Below are 24,184 nucleotides of genomic sequence, written 5' to 3' on the forward strand. Positions count from 1 at the left end.
CCGAGAAAAAATTGCTCAACAAAAGCGCCGCGATAGCGAGATAGCAAAAATCTTCCCTTATTGCCGCTGAAGAATAGAGTCTCCACAGACGCGCCCCCTTGCGCGTCCGCCCCATCCGCCCGATCCGCTTGGTTTCCCCGCTCGCCGCGGATGGCATAAGAACCGGAGACGCTCCCCATGACCGCCCGTCCGCCGTCGCTCGACACGCCTGCCCTGTCGGACTACCGCCTCACCGATAACCTCACCGCCACCCGCGGCCGCATCTTCATTACCGGCACCCAGGCGCTCGTGCGCCTGATGCTCTCGCAGCGCGCGCTCGATCAATCGCGCGGCCTGAACACGGCCGGCTTCGTATCCGGCTATCGCGGCTCGCCGCTCGGCATGGTCGATCAGCAAATGTGGAAGGCGGCGAAGCTGCTCGACGCGAGCAACGTGCGCTTCCTGCCCGCGATCAACGAAGAGCTCGGCGGCACGGCCGTGCTCGGCACGCAACGGGTCGAATCGGACAGCGAGAAGACGGTCGATGGCGTCTTTGCGATGTGGTACGGCAAAGGCCCGGGTGTCGACCGCGCCGGCGACGCGCTCAAGCACGGCAATGCCTACGGCTCGTCGCCGCACGGCGGCGTGCTCGTGGTGGCGGGCGACGATCACGGCTGCGTGTCGTCGTCGATGCCGCATCAGAGCGACTTCACGATGATGTCGTGGCATATGCCGGTCGTGAACCCGTCGAACGTCGCGGACATGCTCGAGTTCGGACTCTACGGCTGGGCGCTGTCGCGCTTCTCGGGCGCGTGGGTCGGGTACAAGGCGATTTCGGAGACGGTCGAGTCCGGCTCGACCGTCGATCTCGACGCGCTGAAGACCGACTGGACCGATCCCGGCGACTTCCAGGCGCCCGCGGGCGGCCTGCACAACCGCTGGCCCGATCTGCCGAGCCTCACGATCGAAGCGCGTCTCTCTGCGAAGCTCGACGCCGTGCGGCGCTTTGCGCGCACCAACAGCATCGACAAATGGATCGCGCCGAGCTCGCAGGCGAACGTCGGCATCGTGACGTGCGGCAAGGCGCACCTCGACCTGATGGAAGCGCTGCGGCGACTCGACCTGAGCGTCGCCGATCTCGACGCGGCCGGCGTGAGGATTTACAAGGTGGGCCTGTCGTTCCCGCTCGAGACGACGCGCCTCGATACGTTCGTCGAAGGCTTGAGCGAAGTGCTCGTGATCGAAGAGAAGGGCCCGGTCATCGAGCAGCAGATCAAGGACTATCTGTACAACCGCAGCGCGCTCGCGCGCCCCGCGGTGATCGGCAAGCACGACGCGAACGGCGCGCCGCTCCTGTCGGACCTCGGCGAGCTGCGTCCGTCGCGCATCCTGCCGGTGTTCGCGAACTGGCTCGCGCGCCACAAGCCCGCGCTCGACAGGCGCGAGCGCGTGGTCGATCTCGTCGCGCCGCAGATCCTCTCGAACGCCGCCGACGCCGTGAAGCGCACGCCCTACTTCTGCTCGGGCTGCCCGCACAACACGTCGACGAAGGTGCCGGAGGGCTCGATCGCGCAAGCGGGCATCGGCTGCCATTTCATGGCGTCGTGGATGGAGCGCGATACGACGGGCCTGATCCAGATGGGCGGCGAAGGCGTCGACTGGGCCTCGCACTCGATGTTTACGAAAACGCGCCACGTCTTTCAGAATCTCGGCGACGGCACCTATTTCCACTCGGGCATCCTCGCGATTCGCCAGGCGGTCGCGGCGCGCACGAACATCACCTACAAGATCCTCTACAACGACGCGGTCGCGATGACGGGCGGGCAGCCCGTCGACGGCAGCATCTCCGTGCCGCAGATCGCGCGGCAGGTCGAGGCCGAAGGCGTCTCGCGCTTCGTGGTGGTGAGCGACGAGCCCGAGAAATACGACGGCCATCACGGCGTCTTCCCGAACGGCACGACGTTCCACCACCGCAGCGAACTCGATACCGTGCAGCGCGAACTGCGCGAGACCGAGGGCGTCACCGTGCTGATCTACGACCAGACCTGCGCCGCCGAAAAGCGCCGCCGCCGCAAGAAAGGCGAATTCCCCGATCCGGACAAGCGCCTCTTCATCAACGAAGAGGTTTGCGAAGGCTGCGGCGATTGCGGCGTGCAGTCGAACTGCTTGTCGGTCGAGCCCGTCGAGACGCCGCTTGGCCGCAAGCGCCGCATCGATCAATCGTCGTGCAACAAGGACTACTCCTGCGTGAACGGCTTCTGCCCGAGCTTCGTGACGATCGCAGGCGGCAAGCTGAAGAAGGCCGCGGGCGTCGCGTTCGATGAAGCGGCGCTTGGCGCGCGCGTCGATGCACTGCCGGTTCCGGCCACCCATCTCGACGCCGCGCCGTACGACATCCTCGTCACCGGCGTGGGCGGCACCGGCGTCGTGACGGTCGGCGCGCTGATCAGCATGGCCGCGCACCTCGAAGGCAAGAGCGCTTCGGTGCTCGACTTCATGGGCTTCGCGCAGAAAGGCGGCTCGGTGCTGTCGTTCGTGCGCTTCGCCGCGCGCGACGAGTGGCTGAACCAGGTGCGCATCGATACCCAGCAGGCCGACGTGCTGCTCGCGTGCGACATGGTGGTCGGCGCGAGCGCCGAGGCGCTGCAATCGGTACGGCATGGCCGCACGCGGATCGTCGTCAACACGCACGCGATTCCGAACGCGTCGTTCGTGCAGAACCCCGATGCGAGCCTGCACGCCGACGCGCTCATCGACAAGATGCGCCACGCGGCCGGCGAGGACTTCATGTCGGCCTGCGACGCGCAGAAGCTCGCGACAAAGTTCCTCGGCGATACGATCGGCGCGAACATCCTGATGCTCGGCTTTGCGTGGCAGCTCGGGCTCGTGCCGGTGTCGCACGCGGCGCTGATGCGCGCGATCGAGCTGAACAACGTCGCGGTGCCGATGAACCAGCTCGCGTTCGCGGTGGGACGGCTCGCCGCGGGCGATCCGGCTGCGCTAGATGCGCTGTGGGCGGCACGTCATGCGGCAAAGCCCGCAACGGCAACGGCGGCGGTCGAATCGCTCGATGCGCTGGCCGCCGATCGCGAAGCGCGTCTCGCTGCGTATGGCGGCGCGCGTTACGTCACGCGCTATCGCGCGCTCGTCGACGCGGCGCGGCGGGCGGCCGCGAACGCCGGAGACGAGCGCATCGCACGCGCCGTCGCGACGACGTTCTACCGGCTGCTTGCCGTGAAGGACGAATACGAAGTCGCGCGCCTGCACACGGACACCGCATTCCGCGAGGCGCTGGAAGCGCAATTCGAAGGCACGGCGGGCAAGGACTTCACCGTGAAGTTCAACCTCGCGCCGCCGGCGCTCGCGAAGCCCGAGCATGGCGGCCCGCCGCGCAAGATGGTGTTCGGCCAATGGCTGTGGCCGGTGCTCGGCACGCTCGCGAAATGGCGCGGCCTGCGCGGCACGGCGCTCGATCCGTTCGGCCGCACGGTCGAGCGGCGCATGGAGCGCGCGCTCGCTGACGACTACGAGACGACGATGGAGCGGGCGTTTGCGGTGTTGAATGCGGCGAATGCCGACGATGTCGCGAAGCTCGCCGAACTGCATGCGCGCGTGCGCGGGTATGGGCATGTGAAGCTGGCGAATCTCTCAGGCGTGAAGCGCAGCGAGCGCGATCTTGCCGTGAAGCTCAACGTCGATGCAGCGACGAGCCGCGACGTGCAAAAAGCGCTCGACGAAGCGAAAGGCGCGGGGACGTTGCGGGGGATTCCGGTGGTGGCGGCGAAGTAAACGCAACGTCAAAGCGGCTCATGTGAAAGCCCGCTTCGGCGGGCTGTGTCGTACGCCTCACCCCGCTGCCGCACTTCCCCCCAAATACGCCGCCCTCACCCGGCTGTCCTGCGCCAGCTCCTGCGACGGCCCGGATAGCGCAATCCGCCCGCTTTCCAGCACATAGGCGCGCGACGCAATCCTGAGCGCCTGCCGCGCGTTCTGCTCGACGACGAGAATCGCCGTCCCCTCGCTCTGGATCTGCGCGATCATCGCGAAGATCGCGCGCACGAGCTTCGGCGCGAGCCCCATCGACGGCTCGTCGAGCACCACGAGCCGCGGCTTCAACATCAGCGCGCGCGCAATCGCGAGCATCTGCTGCTCGCCGCCGCTCAATGTCCCGGAGAGCTGATCGCGCCGCTCGCGAAGCCGCGGAAACGTCTCGAACAGCTTTGCCATCCGCGCGTCGATCGAGCCCGCGTCGCGCCGGATCAAATAACCGCCGAGCCGCAGATTCTCCTCGACCGTCAGCGCGCTGAACATGCGCCGCCCCTCCGGCACGTGCCCTAGCCCCAGCGCGACGATCCGGTGCGCGGGCAAGTCGGTGAGCGACTGTCCGTCCATCGTGATCTGTCCGGCGCGCGGGCGGACAAGCCCCGAAATCGCCCGCAGCGTCGTGGTCTTGCCGGCCCCGTTGCTGCCGAGCAGCGCGACGATCTCGCCCGCGGCCACCTCGAGCGAGATGCCGTGCAGCACCTCGACCTTGCCGTAACTCACGTGCAGATCGCGGATCTCTAGGAGTCCCACAGCGACGCCTCCCCGGCTTTGCCGTCGTCGGCCGTCTCGTCTTTTTCCGCGGTGCCGAGATAGGCGTCGATCACGCGCGGGTCGGCCTGGATCTCGGCGGGCTGACCCTGAGCGATGATCACGCCGTGGTCCATCACGATGATGCGGTCGGACACGCCCATCACGAGCATCATGTCGTGCTCGATCAGAAGGACCGTCACGCCGTGGTCGCGAATCCGGCGGATCAGTTCCATCAACGCCTGCTTCTCGGTCGGATTCATCCCGGCGGCCGGCTCGTCGAGCAGCAGAAGGTGCGGGCGGCTCGCGAGCGCGCGGGCGATCTCGAGGCGACGCTGGTCGCCGTAAGGCAGGTCCGCCGCCCGCTCGCCTGCGCGCGCGCGCAGGCCGACGAAATCGAGCCAGACGAGACCGTCCTCGGCGTGATCGGCCGCCTCGGCGCGCGCGAACGGGAGCGCCGCCAGCTCCGCGATGATCGGCGCCTTGAAGCGGTGATCCATGCCGACCAGCACGTTCTCGAACGCGGTCATGTTGCCGAACAGACGGATGCCCTGGAACGTGCGCGCGATGCCGCGGTGAACGATCCGGTGCGGCGCGCCGCCCGCGAGCGGCGCCCCGCGCCAGAGCACCTGCCCGCTCGTCAGGCGGATCACGCCGGTGAGGCAGTTGAACACGGTCGTCTTGCCGGCCCCGTTTGGCCCGATGACGCTGAGGATTTCGCCGCTCTTCACGGTGAAGCTCACGCCGCCCACCGCCAGCACGCCGCCGAACCGCTTCGTCATGTCGCGCACGTCAAGGAGGGTCTCGCCGGCGGCGATCTCGCGCGGCGCCGGCGCGGCGCTCGCCTCGCCGAGCGCCGCCTTCCTAGGCGGCGCGACGCGGCGCAACGCGGCCGGCCACAGCCCTTGCGGCCGCAGCAACATCAGGATCACGAGCCCGATCGCAAAGCCGAAGATCCGCCACAAGGAAAGAAACCGCAGCATCTCGGGAAGCCCCGCGACGATGACGGCGCCGACCAGCACGCCAGGAATGCTGCCCCGCCCGCCGAGCACGACGATGATCAGGATCGTGACGGACTGCAGATAAGTGAACCCCGTCGGATCGATGGTGCCGAAGCGCGCGGCGAAGAGGCTGCCGCCCAAGCCGCCGATCAGCGCGCCCATCACGTACGCGAGCAGCTTGGTGCGCAGCGTCGGCACGCCGACCGCTTCGGCCGCCGATTCGTCCTCGCGGATACTGGTCCACGCCCGCCCAAGGCGCGATTGCCCGAGCCGGATCGCAAACACGAGCACGCACGCGACGAACACGATCCCGAGTTCGTAGACGGCGCGCGGCGACGCGATCTCGTAGCCGAAAAAGTTCGGGCTCGCGATGCCATAGATGCCGTTCGGGCCGCCGGTGATGTCGAGGTTGGTCGCGATGATGCGCACGATCTCGCCGAAGCCCAGCGTGACGATCGCAAGATAGTCGCTGCGCAGGCGCAGCGTCGGATAGCCGATGACGATCCCCGACGCGCCCGCGAACACGAGAGAAAACGGCAGCGTCTCCCAGAACGAGAAGTGCAGCAGCGTTTCCATCAGCGCCGTGGTGTACGCGCCGATCGCGAAGAACGCGGCATAGCCGAGGTCCAGCAGCCCGGCGTAGCCGACGACGATGTTCAGCCCGAGCCCGAGGATCGAATACGTGAGAATCGTGAGGCCGACATCGACGATGTAGTTGCTGGCAATCGCAGGCAGCGCGGCTGCCGCGGCGAACAGCACCACGCCGATCGAACGGCGCTGAAGCGAGGAAGCCGCGTCGGAACTCATGGCCTACATTCTCTCGACGACGCGCTCGCCGAAGAGCCCCGTCGGCTTCACGACAAGCACGGCGATCAAGACGCCGAACACGAACACGTCGGTCCATTGCGACGACACGTAGCCCGCGCCGAACGCTTCGAGCAGGCCGATCAGGATGCCGCCCGCCATCGCGCCGGGAATGTTGCCGATGCCGCCGAGCACCGCCGCCGTGAACGCGCGCAGGCCCAGCACGAAGCCCATGAAGAAGTTGATCTGCGTGTAGTAGAGCCCTTCCATCACGCCGGCCACTGCCGCCAGCATCGAGCCGAGAAAGAACGTCAGTTGAATCAGCCGCTCGACGTCGACGCCCATCAGGCGCGCGGCGTCCTGATCGATTGCGAGCGCGCGCATCGCGGTGCCGATGAACGTGTGGTGAACGAAGAAATAGAGCGCCAGCATCAGCGCGAAGCTCGCCACGACGATGCCGACCTGCGCGTAGGTGATCTGCACGCCGTCGAGGAAGAAGCCGGTCTGCGTGAGCAGATGCGGATAGGTCTTGAATCCCGCGCCGTACATCAGGAGCACGCCGTTCTCGAGCGCGAGCGAGACCCCGAGCGCCGTGATCAGGATCGACAGCCGCGGCGCGCGCAGGAGCGGCTGATACGCGAGCCGCTCGATCCCGAGACCGAGCAGGCCGGTCGCCAGCATCGCCGCGACGAGCGCGACGGCGAGCGCCAGCACCCACGGCATATGCGAGGCCGCGAGCGCCGACAACGCGGTCCAGCCGATGAACGCGCCGACCATGAACAAGTCGCCGTGCGCGAAGTTGATCAGACGGATGATCCCGTAGACCATCGTGTAGCCGAGGGCGACGAGCGCGTAGAACGAGCCGATCGTCAGCCCCTCGACGACGTACTGGAAGAAGGTGCTCATGCGCCCTACTTCATCGCCATCCACTTCCCGCTTGCGCTCAACGACTGATACGGCACGAACGCATCGTTCTTGACGATCACCGTGACGTACACCGCGCGGCTGCGGTCGCCCTTCGGGTTGAAGCCGATCGAGCCGGTCACGCCCTTGTAGTCGGTGATCTTGTGCAACGCAGCGGTGATCGCGGCAGGCGACGTCGATTTCGCGTCCGCGATCGCCTTCGCGGTCACGCCGACGGCATCGTACTCGTAGACCGAGTACGGTCCCGGCCCTTGTCCGTACGTCTTCGTGTATTCGTCGACGTAGCCGTGCGCCGTGGACAGGAACTGCGCGAGCGGCGCGGTCGTGATGATCATGCCCTCGGCCGCGGGGCCGGCGGTCTTGAAGAGCGTCGGGTCGTTGGTCGCGTCGCCGCCCATGAAGGTCGCCTTATTGCCGAGCTGCCGCGCTTCCTTCACCATCAGCCCGGCTTCCGCGAAATAGCCGGTGTAGTAGATGACGTCGGGGTTCAGCGAGTTGACGCGCGTGAGCGTCGGCGAATAGTCCATCTGCCCCGGCGTGATCGAGTTCGCGTAGACCACCTCGACCCCTTGGCTCTTCAGCGCCGACACCGTGTTCTGCGCGAGGCCCTTCGAGTAGGTCGTGTTGTCGTCGATCACGGCCACTTTCTTCGCGTGCAAGAAGTTCTTCATGAAGCCGGCGGCGAACGGCCCTTGCTCGTCGTCGCGGCCGATCGTGCGGAACACGTTGTCCCAGCCCATCTCAGTCAACTGAGGATTGGTCGACGCGTCGAGCACATAGGGAATTCCCGAGCGGTGAAATGCAGTCAGCTCCGGCAGCGCGGCGCTCGAGCAATAGCCGCCCGCCACCGCGACGACGCCCGCGTCGACGAGTTTTTGCGCCGCCTGCACGGCCGTCTGCGCGTCGCAGGCATCGTCTTCGGGAACCAGTTCGATCTGCTTGCCGAGCACGCCGCCCGCCGCGTTGATCTTCGCGGCGGCGAGCTTGGCGCCGTTCACGATATCCTGGCCGGCGTTCGCCGAGCTGCCCGAGAGCGGCACCGGCACGCCGATCTTGATCGTGTCGCCCTGGCTTTGCGCGACGCCCGGCGCGAGGCCGGCCGCCGCCGCCATGGCGACGAGCGGCACGAGCGCCAGCGGCCGCAACACCAGTTTCTTCGCGCGACGCGCGCCATCGTTTCCTGTGGTCATTTCGTTTCTCCTTCTTTTAAGAATGATCGGCGCCATCGCGCAAGGGGATTCGGGGGCCGGCCATCGGGTTCGTCGGGTTGCTGCCCCGAAAGCGCTCGCTTCATGATAGGCCTCGTTCCCCCTGATATGAAGGAAGTGGAAACACGTACGGCACGCGCGAGCGCAGCGCTTCATGCTCGGCGAGCCTGCGGTTTTTTCGGAGCCTTCACCGTGCGCGATCCCACAGAGCGTCAGGAGCAAGTGCCTACTCTCGCGATTCGTCAGTTCTCCTCGCCGCGCCGCTGCCATGCCCGCGGCTCGCCCGGACCGGGCGCATGAACGACGGCGCGTTCCGTACTATCCTGTGATCAAGCCGGTTTTTTCGATGACAACGACAAGCGTCACTGTTCGCTGAAGCCGGCATGGGGAGGCTGTCATGAACAACCCCCACGCTCACTATCGTTCGCTGTCGGCCGGAGTTAGCGCTTTAGCGCTTACTCCGGTCCCATGCAAAGCTCCCCCCGAGGGGGCGGATGCCGTCCACGGCCGGCTTTGCAAAGCCGGCCGGCTGCGCAGGCGCGGAGCGGTGCTCCGCGAATTCCCTGCTACGCCCCTTGGGGCGGCCCGGCGGGAGGCATCATGAAGACGATCGTGATGGGCGGAGGAATCGTCGGAGTCACGTCCGCCTATTTCCTGGCGAAAGCGGGCGACGAAGTCACGGTCGTCGACCGGCGCGCGGGCGTCGCGCTCGAAACGAGCTTCGCCAATGCGGGCCTCGTCGCGCCCGGCCATTCGTATACCTGGGCGTCGCCGCGCGCGCCGATGATCATGCTCAAGTCGCTGTTCCAGGAGGGGCAGGCGCTGCGCCTGAAGCTCACGGCCGACTGGCACATGTGGGCCTGGTGCTGGCTCTTCCTGCAAAACTGCACGGAGGAGCGCTCGCGCCTCAACACGTCGCGCAAGGTGCGGCTGTGCCGCTATTCGCAAGCGCAATTGCAGGCGCTTACCGCCGCCGAACAGTTGGATTACGAACGCATCAGCCGCGGTCTGCTTTATCTCTATCGCGACGAGGCCGCGTTCGCGAGCGGCATCGCGCACATGTCGATCCTGACCGAGAACGGCCTGCCGCTCGAAACTCTCACCCCACAGGACGCGATCACGAAGGAGCCCGCGCTCGCCGCCGCCCGCAACGAGCTGGCCGGCGCGATCTACTGCCCGACCGACGAAAGCGGGGACGCGCACCTCTTCACGAAGGCGCTCTACGAACGGTGCGTGGCGCTCGGCGTGACGTTCCAGTTCGACACCGAGATCCAGCGCGCGAGGGCGAGCGCCGAGCGCATCGAGCAGATCGAGACCTCGCGCGGCCCGGTCAAAGGCGACCGCTACGTGCTGGCGCTCGGGTCCTATTCACCGTTTCTCGGACGCAAGCTCGGCTACCGGATACCGGTGTATCCGGTGAAGGGCTACTCGGTCACGCTGCCCATCGAGAGCGGTCACACGCCGCCCGATATCGGCGGCGTCGACGAGAAGAACCTCGTCGCCTGGGCGCGCTTCGGCAACCGTCTGCGCTTTACCGCGACGGCGGAATTCGCGGGCTACGACACGCGGCACAAGCCGGCCGATTTCACGCACATGCTGCAGACCGCGCGCGGGCTCTTTCCGAACGGCGCGGACTACAGCCGCCCGTCGTACTGGGCGGGCTTGAGGCCGATGACGCCCGAGGGCACGCCGATCATCGGCGCGACCCGGCACCGCAACCTCTTCATCAACACCGGCCACGGGCACATGGGCTGGACGATGTCGTGCGGCACCGCGCGCGTGCTCGCCGACATCATGCAAGGCCGCACTCCGGAGCTGGACATCACGGGACTCACGCTTAAATGAAACTCCCCCCACGCTCACTTCGTTCGCTGCCCCCCAAGGGGGCTGGTCAGTACGCTTGGGGCGGCCCGGCGCGTACTGACAAGAATACCGCAGACGTTTCCGACGACTACCTGCGCCTGGCTTTCACGCTCGATGAAGGGACGGCGCGCCGCGCGGCGATCGGCCTGATCGTCCTCGCGACGGACAACACGATCGAGTACGAGTGGCGCAAGCTGCTCGCGCTCGACGGCGTCGCGCTCTATGAAAGCCGCGTCGCGAGCCCGGCGCAGATCACGCCCGAGACGCTCGTCGAGATGGAAACGCGCATCGGCCCCGGCACCGAAGTCATCCGCCCGGGGCAGCGGCTCGACGTGGTGGCGTTCGGCTGCACGTCGGCGTCGATGGTGCTCGGCGAGGAAACGGTATTTGCGCGCATCCGCGAAGTGCGGCCCGGCGCGGCGTGCACGACGCCGATCACCGCGGCGCGCGCCGGGCTCGAAGCGCTCGGCACGCGCCGCATCGCGCTCCTCACGCCGTACCTGCGCCGGATCAACGACGCGATGCGCGACTATCTCCAGGCGCGCGGCCTCGACGTCGTGCGGATGGGATCGTTCGAGCACAGCGACGACAACGAGGTCGCGCGAATCGATGCCGGGTCGATCCGGCGCGCGATCCTCGCGCTCGGCGAGCGCGCCGATGTCGAAGCGGTCTTCGTCTCATGCACGAGCCTGCGGCTCGCAGACACCGTCACCGGGATCGAGGCGGAACTCGGCAAGCCGGTGACGTCGAGCAATCACGCGATGGCCTGGCACGCGCTGCGGCTCGCGGGCGTCGCCGACGCGCTGCCGCAGTTCGGGCGCCTCTTCACCGTCTGAGAGAAACCGGCGCTCACACGATTCAGCGGCAGCGATAAGCCCGCGGCGACACCCCGTAGCGCCGCCGGAACTGGCGCGCGAGGTGGCTCGCATGGGCGAAGCCGCAGCGCCAGGCGATTTCCTTGATCGGCAATGCGCTTTCGTCGATGAGCTGCACCGCGTGCTCGAGCCGGCGCTCGAGCACGTAGCCGTACACGCTCTTGCCGAACAGTTGCTGAAACCCCTGCTGGAGTGCGTGAAGCCCAAGCCCGACGACGCGTCCGATCCCGGCCACTTCGAGCGGCTCCAGGCAATGCTTGTCGATGTGTGCGCGCGCATCGAGCAGCAAACGGCGCTCCCTGCCCGTCAACGGGTGCGCGCGAGCCCGCCGGGAATCAGGCTCACGACGAGGCTCACAACCAGGCTCGCAGCCGGGCTCCCCCGCGCGCGCGCCCGAACCGAAGCTTAAGTCATGGGCGACCCGCCACAGCGCCGACAGCGCCCGGCCCTCCACCTTCAGCACATCGAGCGGGTGCTCCGGGATGCCGTCGTCGAGCAGTTCCTGCGCCAGCTGGCGAAGTTCGGGCGGCATCGGCATGCGCAACACCCAGGCGCGGCGCGTCGGATGGGGGTAGAGCTCGGCGCCGGCTCGACGCTCTAGAAGGAGCGGCGTCAGCAGATCGAGCCATTCGGTGCGGTATTGAAAAATCGCCAGTTTGAGGAGATGGCCGGCGGGAAAGTAATCGGCGCCGCCGAAACGCTCGTGGGCGCAGCTCAGGTAGCAGAAACCCCGGGTAAAGAGGCACGCCTGACGCGCTCCGTCCATCAGGTAATGGCCGCTGCCCTCGAGCATCAGCACCAGCGAAACGTGCCGCCCCGCCTCGCCGGGCCTTCTTATGTCCGTGCGCGGCAGCCCGTTCACGAGGCCGACGCGCAGGCTCGCATTCACCTGTCCCCACTTGAGGCCCGGCACCGGCTCGGTTTGCCGTTCCGCGCAGGAGTTCGCTCGAGAGTCGGTCGCCTGGAGTCGCATGTAAAGCCGGTGCTGTGTGGAAATGAGGTCGGCAAATCGTACGGGAATTTCAATAGCCGAACAAGTGAATGCAAATCATTCGCATTACCGATTGTGTTGCTTTGCAACCGATCGTGCGACTTCTCGGCGGCATTCGTCATTAGTCTTCGTCAATTCAGACCTTTCACCTCTCTTTCGTTGCCCTGCCTTCCCATGCCGCTGTACCGGAACTCACTCAATTCACATGCGCGCCGCCCATGCGGCCCCCTCGCGTACGCTGTCGGCCTGGCGTTGCCCGTCGCCGCCCATGCGCAAGCCCAACCCGTCGAAAGCTCGCCCTCGCTGGCGCCGGTAGTCGTTTCCGCCAGCAAGCGCGAGCAGTCCGCGCGCGACCTCGACGCGAGCGTCGCCACGGTGTCCGCGCAGGCGCTCGACGACGCCGAGATCCGCGGCACGGGCGATCTGGCGCGTGTCCTGCCGGGCGTGCAAATGAGCCAAAGCGGCAGCGAGCTGTTCCCGATCGTCTCCGCGCGCGGCGTGACCTCGGCACAGAATTTCTACAATCCCGCCTTGACCGTCTATATCGACGGCGTGCCGCAATTGCCGGTTTTCGCCTACCAGATGCTGACCGATGTCGAGCGCGTCGAACTGCTGCGCGGCCCGCAAGGCACGCTCTACGGCAAGAGCGCCGAGGGCGGCGTCATCGACATCGTCACGCCCAAGCCCGATGCCCAAGCCGTGGCCTCCGTCGAGGCCGGCGCCGCCAGCCGCCACGGCTACGTCACGAAGGGCAACGTGAGCGGCACGCTTCTCCCGGGCCTGTTGTACGGCTCCCTGACGGCCGTCTCGCAGGCGCAGCCGGGCGACCTGAGCAATCCCGCGACCGGCAGCGGCAACCTCGGCAGCACCCGCGGCGAGGCCGGCGCCGCACGGCTGCGCCTCGCGCCCGAGGGTCAGCCGTGGGAGGTCGATCTCGCTCTGAGCGGCGAATACAGCCGCGCCTCCCAGGACGTCTACCTCCCCTTCTACAACGTCGACGCGAAAACGCTGTCGAGCCCCGGCCCCGGCACGCCCGACCCGTATCTGCGCCGCTACGGCAACAGCGAGTCGCTCGGCGGCAGCTACCGCGCGGGCGACTGGCTGATGACGGCAGTCGCCGCATGGCAGAACGTCCATTACGCGCGCGCCTTTCCGTTCGGCGCTTACGTCTCCGAGCAGCCCGAGCGCTGGCGGCAGAACACGCAGGAGATACGGCTCGCGACGCAAGGCAAGGGCCGTCCGTGGGACGCCGTGTTCGGCCTGTACCGGCAGGATGTCCAGCAGCACCGCCTGTCGACGACCTATCCGTTCGCGCCGGTCGCGGTGCCGTCGCCCGTCACGGTCTCGGGGAGCGATAGCCAGACGCTTGCCGCCTATGCGGACGGCACCTGGCACGTCACTTCGTCGTTCGATCTCGGCGCGGGCGTGCGCCTTTCTCGCGATTCCGCCAAGACGAGCATCCAAAACGACTCCCTCGGCGCGACCCAGTTCGAGGCCACCGGGCGCACCCATCGCACTCACGCGCTCGGCCAGGTGTCCGCCGGCTTCCGGCTCACGCCCGATTGGCGCGTCTACGCGCGCATCGCGCAAGGCTACGAGCCGGTCGGCTTCAACCTCACGCCGTCGAGTCCGGCGGACGCCACGCCGTATGGCGCACAAACTTCGGTGAACTACGAATTGGGAACCCGCTACGACGACCAGCGAGTCAGCGTAGCGGCCGCCCTGTTCCACACCGACACCCGGAACATGCAGCTCTTTGTCGGCCCGGTCGGCGGGCAGTCCATCGCGAACGCCGGCAGCGCGTACGCGAACGGCGCCGAAGTCGCGCTCGACTGGCGTCTTCTGCCCGGCTGGTCGGCGGGCGTCGACGCCACCGCCGTGTCGGCGCAATTCAGCCGCTTCGACGCCGCCCCCGCGCTCAGCTATGCCGGCAAGCGCCTGCCCTACATCCCGCGCTACAGCGCCGGCGCGCATCTGCACGGGCGTATCGGCACCGCCTATGGCGCCTTGCGGCCCGGCATCGACATCCGCATCGCCGGCCCCCAAGCGCTCGACGTCGCCAACACGCTGCGCCAGCCGTTTTATGCGACGGCGGACCTGAGGCTCGGCTGGCAACCCAATTCGCAAGTGGAATTGACGGTCTATGCGCTGAACGTGACCAACCGCCTCTATCGCACCTACGCCTTCACGAGCGCCTCGGGCGAAGCGTTCGCGCAGATCAACGCCGGGCGCACGGTCGGCGTCAACGTCCGGCTCGACATCCTGTGAGGCACGCATGAGCGATAGCGCCAACACCCTCTCCCCCAGCCGCTTCCCCGCGCATCCCGAGCCGCCGCTCACGTTTGCGGCACTGTTGCGGCTCGCGCCGGCCCCGTTGGGCGCCGCCATCGGGCTGGCCGTGCTGTCGGCGGCGCTGAGCCTGGCGCCGCTCTGGTGCGCGTATCGAATCGTGGCCGCCCTGCTCGCCCCCGTGCCCGACACGGGGAACGCGCTAGGGTTCGCCGTGCTCGCGCTGGCCGCGGTGGCGCTGCGCATCGTGACCATGGTCTTCAGCCACGTCACCGCCCATCTGGGCGCCTTCCGCTTGCTGCACCGCCTGCGCCTTACGCTCGCGCGCAAGCTGGGCGAAGTCCCGCTGTCGTTCTTCGCCACGCGCGGCACGGGTTCGCTGCGCCGCACGCTCGGCGACGACGTGGCCTCGCTCGAAGGCTTCTTTGCGCACATGCTGCCCGACGCCGTATCGGCGGCGGCCATGCCGCTCGCCGCGTTCGCGCTGCTCTTCGCGGCGGACTGGCGCCTCGCGCTCGCCGCGCTGCTGCCGCTGCCGCTCGCGCTCGTTGCACAGCGGCTCGCGATGCGCGGCGGCGCGACGCGCCTGCGCGAATGGAGCGAGATCCAGCACCGCATTGCCGATCACGTCAGCGAGTACGTGCGCGGCGTCCATGTCGTGAAGAGCTTCGGCTTGTCAGCGCGCCGCTTCGGCCAATTGGCCGAGAGCATTCGCGCCGCCGCCGCATGGGTCGCCGGGCTCGTGCGCTCGCAAGCGCCCGGCTGGGTGATGTTCACCGCGCTGATTTCGGCCAGCCTCGTCTTGGTGGCGCCGTTCGGTGCGTGGCTCCACCTGCGCGGCGCGCTCGACTTGCCGACCTATCTGCTGTTTCTGCTCGTCGCGCCCGCCGTGCCGCTGCCGTTCCTGCGCCTGACCTACGCGTTCGGCGAGCAGCGCCGCCGTGCCGAAGCGCTCGCGCGCATCAACGCCGTGCTCGGCGCCCCGGCGCTCGTCGACGCCGCCGGCGCCGCCGTGCCGCGCGCGCCGCTCGATATCGCGTTCGAACAGGTCGCGCATGCCTATGGCGGACGAGCAGCGCTGCGCGACGTGAGCTTCACCGCCCGGGCCGGCGAGCTGACCGCCGTGGTGGGCGCGAGCGGCGCAGGCAAGAGCACCGTGGCGCGGCTCGTTTCACGCCTGATCGACGCCGATGCCGGCCGCGTCACAGTGGGCGGACGCGACGTGCGGCAGTGGCCGCTCGACGCCTTGCTCGAACGCGTGGCGACGGTCTTCCAGGACGTGCATCTGTTTCACGGCACCGTGCTCGATAACCTCCGCCTGGGACGCCCCGGCGCGAGCCGCGACGAGGTCGTGGCCGCCGCTCGGGCGGCCCGCGCCCACGCTTTCATCGAACGGCTCCCGCACGGCTACGACACCGTGCTCGGCGAGCGCGGGGCACGCCTGTCGGGCGGCGAGCGCCAACGGCTGTCGATCGCCCGCGCGCTCGTCAAGGACGCGCCCATCCTCGTGCTCGACGAAGCCACGGCCTACGCCGACAGCGAAAACGAGGCGCTGATCCAGGAGGCCTTGATGGAACTGTGCCGCGGCCGCACCGTGTTGATGATCGCGCACCGCCTGCATACGGTCGTCGACGCGGATCGCATCGTCGTGCTCGACGCCGGCCATGTCGTCGGCGACGGCCGTCATGACGCGCTGCTCGCGTCTTGTCCCGCCTACCTGCTTCTTTGGCGCGATCACACGCGCGTACGGGAATGGCGGCTCGGCGGCGGCCCTGCCCGGGCGTTCTCGCCGGCGGGAGGGCAGGCATGATCCGCGAATGGCTTTGGGCCGGCCAGCGTCTGTCCGGCATCCGCGACTCGCGGCTCACGCGCGGCCTCGGCTTCGCCGTCATCGAGGGCGGGTTGAGCGCCGCACCCTACCCGCTCCTCTACGTGTTGCTCGAGCGCGTCTTTGAAGGCACCGCGCGCGCGCCGTTCATCGCGGCGATCGCGGCCGCCCTCGTCGTCTGCCTGATCGGCCGGATCGCCGCCGGCTGCTGCGCGATGCCGCTCGTCTTCAGCGGGGCCTACGCGATGATGGCCGAGGCCCGCATCCGCATCGCCGAGCACCTGCAGCGTCTGCCGATGGGGTGGTTCACGCGAACGCGCAGCGGCGAGCTCGCGGCTCGGCTCACGAGCGACCTCGAGCTCGTCGAGCACCTCTGGTCACATTTTCTCGGGGTATGCGCATCGGGCCTCGCGATGCTCGGCTTCCTGCTGCTGTTCCTCGGCTGGCTCGACGCCCGCCTCGCGCTGACCGTGCTCGCCGTGCTGCCGCTTGCCGGGCTGGCGATGGCCTGGGGCCAGCAGCTCGCAAACCGCGAAGGCGAGGCGATGCTGCGCGCAGCGGGCGACGCGCAAGCGGAACTGCACGACTATGTCCACGGCATTGCCGTGATCCGCGGCTACGGCCGCTTCGGCGCCGCCCTGTCGCGCCTCGCCCGCGCGCTCGACGCGCAGCGCGACGCCATGGTGCGGCTCGAACTGAAGCCGGCGCCGTGGATCGGCGCGTTCGGCTTCGTGATCGAGACCGGCTTCGTGCTAATGGTGCTCGCCGGCACCTATCGGGTCGCCGGCGGCAGCCTGCGCGCCGACACCTTGGCGCTCTTCGCCGCGCTGTCGCTCCCCGTCTACCGCCAACTCCAGGAGATCGGCTTCGCCACGCTGCTCCTGCGCTTCGGACGGCGCGCGATGAACCGCATTCAGGCCCTGCTCGACGAAGCGGCGCTTGCGGAGCCGGTCGCGCCGCGGCAGCCCGCGGACCACGACATCGTGCTCGACGACGTCCACTTCGCCTACGGCGAGAACGAGCCGCCGGTATTGCACGGCGTGTCCTGCACGCTGCCTGCCCGCGCGATCACGGCGGTCGTCGGACCGAGCGGCGCGGGCAAAAGCACGCTCGTCCATCTGATCGCGCGGCTTTGGGATGTTCAGCGCGGCGCGATCCGGATCGGCGGCGCGGATGTGCGCGAGATCGGCACGGACGCATTGCAGGCCCGCGTCGCCACCGTGTTCCAGGATGTCGTGCTGTTCTCCGGCACCGTGCTCGACAACCTGCGCATCGGCCGCCCCGAGGCCACGCGCGACGAGGTGATCGAGGCGGCACGGCGAGCCTGCGCACACGACTTCATCGAACGCTTGCCGCAAGGTTACGAGACGCCGCTTGGCGCGGGCGGCGGCGCGCTGTCCGGCGGCGAGCGCCAGCGCTTGTCGATCGCCCGCGCGCTCTTGAAAAACGCCCCGATCCTCCTGCTCGACGAAGCGACGGCGAGCGTGGATCCCTCGGCCGAAGCCGACATCCAGGAAGCGCTCAGCGCGCTCGTGCGCGACCGCACCGTGGTGGTGATCGCGCATCGCCTGCAAAGCATCGCGCATGCGGATCAGATCGTGGTGCTCGACGCCGGCCGGCTGGTCGAAGCGGGGCGGCACGACAGCCTGCTCGCGGCGAACGGTCTCTACGCACGCCTTTGGCGGCGCCAGACGCGCTCGCGCGAATGGCGGCTTGCTGCGCACGGGGCCGGGCCCGTCCTGGCCCAAGACACGCCCGGCTGACAGCCGATCCCTCATTGACTCGAAACGGAAAGCCCATGTCCGATGCCATTCGCAGTACTGATAACACAGCGGTTGCAGACGCCGGCGACGGCGCGCCCTTCGACGACGCCCTGCACCGCGAACTCGCGGCCGAGCTGGGGATCGCGCCGCGCGATCTCGATCCGCGCGCGAGCCTGCTGCAGCTCGGCCTCGATTCGATGCACCTGATGGCGTGGCTCAACCGCCTGCGTTCGCGCGGGCACCGGCTGACCTTGCGCGAGCTGTACCGCGAGCCGACGCTGGCCGGCTGGAGCGCTCTCGTCGCGCGCGCCGGGGTCGACGAAGCCGGCCCGGCCACCGCGCCGGGTCCGCACGCCGGGCGGCCGTCGCGGGCGCCGGCCAACACGGCTTGGCCAACCATGCGCGACGGCGCCCCGTTCGTGCCGACGCCCGTGCAGCACGCCTATTTCGTCGGCCGCTCGCCGCAGCAGCCGCTTGGCGGCGTCGGTTGCCACCTGTACCAGGAGTTCGACGGCGCGGGGCTTGCGCCCGAGGTGCTCGAAGGCGCCGTCGCGGCGCTGATCGCGCGCCATCCGATGCTTCAGGTGGCATTTTGCGCCGACGGGCTTCAGCAGTGGCGCGAGCAGCCGGCCTGGCCGGGCCTGACGGTCCACGACCTGCGCGAACTGCCCGAAGGCGAACGCGAGCGACGCCTGGCCGGACTGCGCGAGACGCTTGGGCATCGCGTCCTGGCGGTCGAGCGCGGCGAGACTTTCGACTTCCAATTGTCGCTGCTGCCCGAGGGGAGGCAGCGCCTGCACGTCAACCTCGATCTGCTCGTGCTCGACGCCGCGAGCTTCACTCTGATCTTCGAAGAGCTTGCCGCGCTGGTCGCCGGCAAGCCGCTGCCGCCGTCGCCCGGACATTACGACTTCTGCAGCTACCTCGCCCAGTCGGAAGCACAAACCGCCGACGCACGCGATAGCGCGAAGCGCTACTGGCGCCGGCGGCTTGCGACGCTGCCCCCCGCCCCCGAACTGCCGCTCGCGCAGGAACCCGAACGCATCGCGGAGGTTCGCGTGAGCCGCCGCCGCGCCGAGCTCGACGCCGACACGTGGCGCGCGTTCCACGGCCACGCCGGCGAGTGCGGCGTCACGCCGGCGATGGCGCTCGCGACCGCCTTCGGCGCCGTGCTGGCGCGCTGGAGCAGCCAGGCGCGGCTCCTGCTGAATCTCACGCTGTTCGACCGGCGGCCGCTCGATGCGGCCGTCGAGCGGATGATCGCCGACTTCACCAGCATCCTGCTGCTCGACCTCGCCTGCGAGGGCGACACGTTCGCCTCGCTCGCGCGGGCGAACCAGGACGCCTTCGCCGAGGCGTACGAGCATCGCGACTGGTCCGGCGTCGAGGTGCTGCGCGAGCTGCGCAAGGAAGGGCGGCATCCGCATGGCGCGCCGATCGTGTTCACGAGCAACCTCGGGCGGCCGCTCTACGGCGAGGCTACGGCGGACGCGCTCGGCGAACCGGGATGGGGCATCTCGCAAACGCCGCAGGTCTGGATCGACCATCTCGCGTTCGAGCACGCTTCGTCGGTATGGCTTCAATGGGACAGCAACGACACGCTCTTTCCTGCGGGGCTCGTCGACGCCCTTTTCGACGCCTACGCCGGTCTCGTGAGGCGGCTTGCCGGCGATGCGGCGGCCTGGCGCGAACCGCTGCCGGACCTGCAGCCGAACGCGCAGCGCGAGGTGCGCGCGCGCGTCAACGCCACGGCTTGTCCGCTGCCGGATGGATTGCTGCACGACGGCTTTTTCCGCCAGGCTGAGCGCACGCCGCAAGCGGCCGCACTCGTTCATGACGACGCGCAACTGAGCTACGCCGAGCTGGCCGCGCTCGCGCGGCGCTGCGCCGGCGCGCTGACCGCGCGCGGCGTACGCCCCGGCGCACGGGTGGCCGTGAGCATGTCCAAAGGCCTTGGACAGATCGTCGCGGTGCTGGGCGCGCTCTGCGCCGGCGCGGTGTACGTGCCCGTGCCGCTCGACCAGCCGCTCGCACGGCGCCGCCAAATCTACGACGACGCCGGCGTCGCACTGGTGCTCGTCTGCGCCAAGGATCGCGCCGGGCGCGGAGCGCGCGAGAGCGACGCCGACGCAGCGGACCAAGCGGACCAAGCGGCCGATCGCGCCCGCCATCTCGATTGGCAGGAGGCGGTGCGGGCCGAACCGCTTACGGCTTCCCCGGCCGTCGACGCTCACGCGCCCGCCTACGTGATCTACACGTCCGGTTCCACCGGCACGCCGAAGGGCGTCGTGATCTCGCACCGCGGCGCCCTGAACACCTGCGCCGACCTCAACCGCCGCTACGGCGTCGGGCCGGCCGACCGCGTGCTCGCCATCTCGGCGCTTCACTTCGACTTGTCCGTCTACGACATCTTCGGCTTGCTCAGCGCAGGCGGCGCGCTCGTGCTGCTCGACGAGAGCCGCAGGCGCGACCCGTCGGCCTGGTGCCGGCTGATCGAGCGCCACGGCATCACGCTCTGGAACAGCGTGCCGGCTCTCTTCGACATGCTGCTCACCTACGCCGAAGGCTTTGCGCTCGGCGCGCCGTCGGCGCTGCGCGCGGCGATGCTCTCGGGCGACTGGATAGGCCTCGACCTGCCCGCGCGCTATCGCGCGTTCCGGCCCGACGGCGCGTTCATCGCCATGGGCGGCGCGACCGAGGCGTCGATCTGGTCCAACGTCTGCGACGTCGCCGAGGTGCCGCGCGAGTGGCGCTCCATCCCGTACGGGCATCCGCTCGCCAACCAGCGCTACCGTGTCGTCGACGAGCAGGGCCGCGACTGCCCGGACTGGGTGCCGGGCGAATTGTGGATCGGCGGCGCCGGCGTCGCGCTCGGCTATTTCAACGACGCGGCACGCACAGCGCAGCAGTTTGTCGCAGCCGCGGGCGAGCGCTGGTATCGCACCGGCGATCTCGGGTGCTACTGGCCCGGCGGCACGCTCGAATTTCTCGGCCGGCGCGACAAGCAGGTCAAGATCGGCGGCTACCGGATCGAGCTCGGCGAGATCGACGCCGCGCTCGCCCGCCTCGACGGCATCAAGAGCGGCATCGCGCTTGCCTACGGCGAGCGCGAGAAATCGCTCGCGGCGTTCGTCGTCGGCGCGGGGCCGGCGCTGTCCGCCCCCCTCTTTGCCGATCCTGCGGCGCCGCCCGATTACGGCGCGCTTTTCGCTGCGGGAAACGGCCCCGCGAAGCGCGAGTACGACGAACGCGAGGCACGAGTCGCCGCCGCCGCGCACGGCGAGCGCGGCGAACACGAAACACGCCTCGTCGCTGACTTCCTCTACGAGCATCTGTTGCTGCAGGGACTCGACTTCAACTCGCCGCTCGGCGTCGACGACGTCCTGACCCGTTACGGCGCCGCGCCCGCCCGGCGCGGGCTATTGGCGCGCTGGCTCGCGCTTCTCGCGGCAAGCGGCCGGTTGCAGGACGCGGGCGACGGCCGCTATCGGAACGGCCCGCGCCACGACGCTCCATGGTCGCCGCCCGCCGGCGACGCACTCGCCCCCATCGCCGAGGCCTTGCCCGGACATCACGCGGCGCTCGCCGGGATCCTGCGTGGCGAGCGCCCGGCTGAAACGCTGCTTGATCATCCGCGTCTTTCCCCAGAGCACCTGTTGCGCCATAGCGACGGCGCGAGCGCCGCCGTTGCCGCGTTCGCCGCGGCTGTCGCGGCGCTCGCGCGCGTGCTGCGCCGCCCCGTGCGCGTCGTCGAGATCGGCGCGCGCACGGGCCTCGGCGGCGCGGCGCTGCTCGCGCGTCTTGGCCCCGAAGCGCTCGCGTATACGGCGCTCGACGAATCGCAGGAGCGGGTGCTGCGCGCCCGCGAACGGCTCGCCGCTTATCCGCACGCCAGCGTCCGGCGCTGGGATGCCTGCGCCGCCGACCCGCTGCGGCACAGCGCCGACGTGGTCTGGGCCGACAATGCGCTGCATCGCCTTGGCGAACGCGCCCTGGACAGCCTCGCTGCACTTGCTGCGCCGTCGGCACTCGTGCACGTGCTGGAACTGCGCCAGCCGCAGGCGCTCGCGCTCGTGACCGCCGACTTGCTGACGCACGACAGCGGCGGCGGCGCCGGGCGACTGCGCGACGCCTCCGGCTGGCTCGCGGCATTCCGGACCCGGGGCCTCCACTGCGAGCGCGCCGATATCGTCGGCGCGCAGCAGCGGTTCGTGCTGCGCGCCGCCCCGAGCGCCTGGCGGCCCGATCCGGGCAAGCTCAAGGCCGCGCTCGCCGCGCAGCTGCCGTCCTACATGCTGCCGCAGCGTGTCTATTTTCTAGACGCGATGCCGCTCACCGCCAACGGCAAAGTCGACCACAAAGCGCTCGCGGCGCGAGCGGCGGCGTCGGCTGAATCGGCCGCGCCCGATGCCGCGCGCGAGACTCCGGAGGGCGCCGCCGAAGCAACGCTCGCAGCGCTGTGGCGCAAGCTGCTCGAGACGCCCGCCATGCATCGGCGCAGCCATTTCTTCGAGCTGGGCGGCGACAGCCTCCTCGCGACGCGGTTGATCGGCGAACTGAATCGAGCCGGCTATGGCGCGCAGCTCGGCGACCTGTACGACTATCCGACGCTCGCCGCCTTTGCCGCAACCTTGCGCGCGCGGCCGGCCGGCGCCGCGGCGCCGGCATTGCGGCACGACGCGGCGGCCCGGCACCGGCCCTTCGCGCTCACGGATGTCCAGCAAGCCTATCTGGTCGGGCGCCGGCCGGGTTTCCCGCTCGGCGGCGTCGGCTCGCATTTCTTCGTCGAATTCGAGGTGGAAGACCTCGACGTGCCGCGCTTCGAGGCCGCATTCAACCGGCTGATCGCGCGCCACGACATGTTGCGCGCCGTGGTCCGCAACGGGCTGCAGCAGGTCCTGCCCGAGGTGCCCGCTTTCGTCCTGCCGCTGCACTGCTTCGCCGAGCTCGACGGCACCGGGGCGCATGCGCTGCGCGAGCGCCTCGCGCATCAAGTGCTCGACCCGTCGCGCTGGCCGGTGTTCGACGTGCAGGCGGCAAGCGCCGGCGGCCGGCTCACACGCCTTTACTTGTGTCTCGACAACCTGTTGCTCGACGGCCTCAGCATGCAGATCCTGCTGGCCGAACTCGAGCAGGGCTACCTCGAACCGGGCACGGCGTGGCCGCCGCTCGAGATCGGTTTTCGCGACTACGCCGAGCACGCCGCCAAGGCGCGCGAAGCCGCGCCGTCCGAAGCGAGCGCGGCCTCGCGCGCCTACTGGCGCCGCCGCCTGGACACCCTGCCCCCCGCGCCGCAGCTGCCGCTCGCTCGCCAGCCCGCCGAAGCGGGCGTGCCGCATTTCGTCAGGCTCTCCGACCGCCTGCCGGCGCCGGCTTGGCGCGTGCTGAAGGAGCGTGCGGCCGCCGCGCACGTGACACCGTCGGCGCTGCTCCTGTCGGCCTATGCCGCCGTGCTCTCGGCCTTCAGCACCCGCCGCAATCTCTGCCTGAACCTCACGCTGTTCGACCGCCAGCCCGTGCATCCGCAGATCGAGCGCGTGCTCGGCGACTTCACCTCGCTCCTGCTCGTCGCATGGCAACCGGGCGAAGGCTGGCTCGACAGCGTGCAACGCCTGCAGCAGCGGCTCTGGCAGGATCTTGCGCACCGCGACGTGTCGGCGCTCTGGGTCATGCGCGAACTGGCCCGGCGGCGCGGCCTGGCGTCGACGGAGATGCCGGTCGTCTTCACGAGCGCGCTCGGCTTCGAGACGGAGCGGTTTCTCGCCCACGCGTCATGGCTCAAGCCCCGCAGCGGCATCTCGCAGACGCCGCAAGTCTGGCTCGATCACCAGGTCTACGAATCGGAAGGGGAGTTGCGCTTCAACTGGGATGCGGTCGAAGCGCTGTTCGAGCCCGAGACGCTGCGCGCCATGTTCGGCCAGTACGTCGCGCTGCTGCGGCGGCTCGCCGCCGACGCCGACGCGTGGCGCCTGCCGCTCGATACGCTCGTGCCCCGCGCGCCGGTCGTGCCCCCCGCGCCGGTCGTGCCCCTCGCGCCGGTCGTGCCCCCCGTGCCGGGCGCCGGCGGCGCCGGGACGCACGAACCGG

12 protein-coding genes are annotated in these 24,184 nt (G+C 69.2%); 7 read left to right on the plus strand and 5 right to left on the minus strand.

All coding sequences use genetic code 11. The annotated features are described in order from the left end of the window. The first annotated feature begins 177 nt into the window (after nt 1-177). Entirely contained in the window at nt 178-3,768 is a 3,591-nt protein-coding gene (locus tag J3489_RS31735; RefSeq protein WP_207004784.1) for an indolepyruvate ferredoxin oxidoreductase family protein, read from the plus strand. A 57-nt stretch (nt 3,769-3,825) separates the two neighbouring features. Here J3489_RS31735 and J3489_RS31740 read toward each other — a convergent pair whose 3' ends face one another. Genes J3489_RS31740 through J3489_RS31755 form a run of 4 tightly spaced genes read right to left on the minus strand, consistent with a single transcriptional unit; the run spans nt 3,826 to nt 8,470 of the window. Then, a complete protein-coding gene (locus J3489_RS31740) occupies nt 3,826-4,554 on the minus strand; it encodes an ABC transporter ATP-binding protein (RefSeq protein WP_207004785.1) in 729 nt (242 codons plus the stop codon). Further along, nucleotides 4,542-6,359 (minus strand): branched-chain amino acid ABC transporter ATP-binding protein/permease, encoded by a 1,818-nt coding sequence (locus tag J3489_RS31745; protein ID WP_207004786.1) that lies wholly within the window; start codon nt 6,357-6,359, stop codon nt 4,542-4,544. Before J3489_RS31745 ends, J3489_RS31740 begins: the two co-directional genes overlap by 13 nt. A gap of 3 nt (nt 6,360-6,362) precedes the next feature. Further along, entirely contained in the window at nt 6,363-7,262 is a 900-nt protein-coding gene (locus J3489_RS31750) for a branched-chain amino acid ABC transporter permease (RefSeq protein WP_207004787.1), read from the minus strand. A 5-nt stretch (nt 7,263-7,267) separates the two neighbouring features. Next, nucleotides 7,268-8,470, minus strand: coding sequence for a branched-chain amino acid ABC transporter substrate-binding protein (locus J3489_RS31755; RefSeq protein ID WP_207004788.1), 1,203 nt, complete (start codon nt 8,468-8,470; stop codon nt 7,268-7,270). Nucleotides 8,471-9,088: 618 nt separating this feature from the next. On the opposite strand from J3489_RS31755, the gene J3489_RS31760 reads away from it, so the two are divergent. Then, entirely contained in the window at nt 9,089-10,333 is a 1,245-nt protein-coding gene (locus tag J3489_RS31760; protein WP_207004789.1) for a D-amino acid dehydrogenase, read from the plus strand. Beyond that, nucleotides 10,330-11,187, plus strand: coding sequence for a maleate cis-trans isomerase family protein (locus J3489_RS31765; protein ID WP_207004790.1), 858 nt, complete (start codon nt 10,330-10,332; stop codon nt 11,185-11,187). Before J3489_RS31760 ends, J3489_RS31765 begins: the two co-directional genes overlap by 4 nt. A gap of 22 nt (nt 11,188-11,209) precedes the next feature. Here the strand turns inward: J3489_RS31765 and J3489_RS38655 are convergent, their stop codons facing one another. Next, nucleotides 11,210-12,115 carry a helix-turn-helix transcriptional regulator gene (locus J3489_RS38655; protein ID WP_207004791.1) on the minus strand — a complete coding sequence of 302 codons (906 nt, stop codon included), beginning with the start codon at nt 12,113-12,115 and terminating at the stop codon, nt 11,210-11,212. A 276-nt stretch (nt 12,116-12,391) separates the two neighbouring features. Here J3489_RS38655 and J3489_RS31775 point away from each other — a divergent pair, with 276 nt between their 5' ends. From J3489_RS31775 to J3489_RS31790, 4 genes are all read left to right on the plus strand, one after another. Beyond that, nucleotides 12,392-14,485 (plus strand): TonB-dependent receptor, encoded by a 2,094-nt coding sequence (locus J3489_RS31775; protein ID WP_207004792.1) that lies wholly within the window; start codon nt 12,392-12,394, stop codon nt 14,483-14,485. Nucleotides 14,486-14,492: 7 nt separating this feature from the next. Continuing rightward, nucleotides 14,493-16,316 (plus strand): ABC transporter ATP-binding protein, encoded by a 1,824-nt coding sequence (locus tag J3489_RS31780; protein WP_207004793.1) that lies wholly within the window; start codon nt 14,493-14,495, stop codon nt 16,314-16,316. Further along, a complete protein-coding gene (locus J3489_RS31785) occupies nt 16,313-18,097 on the plus strand; it encodes an ABC transporter ATP-binding protein (RefSeq protein WP_207004794.1) in 1,785 nt (594 codons plus the stop codon). Before J3489_RS31780 ends, J3489_RS31785 begins: the two co-directional genes overlap by 4 nt. A gap of 35 nt (nt 18,098-18,132) precedes the next feature. Beyond that, the coding region (locus J3489_RS31790) for a non-ribosomal peptide synthetase (protein ID WP_207004795.1) at nt 18,133-24,184 on the plus strand (6,052 nt) is incomplete at its 3' end.

The organism is Trinickia mobilis, from assembly GCF_017315705.1.
Classification (GTDB): domain Bacteria; phylum Pseudomonadota; class Gammaproteobacteria; order Burkholderiales; family Burkholderiaceae; genus Trinickia_A; species Trinickia_A mobilis.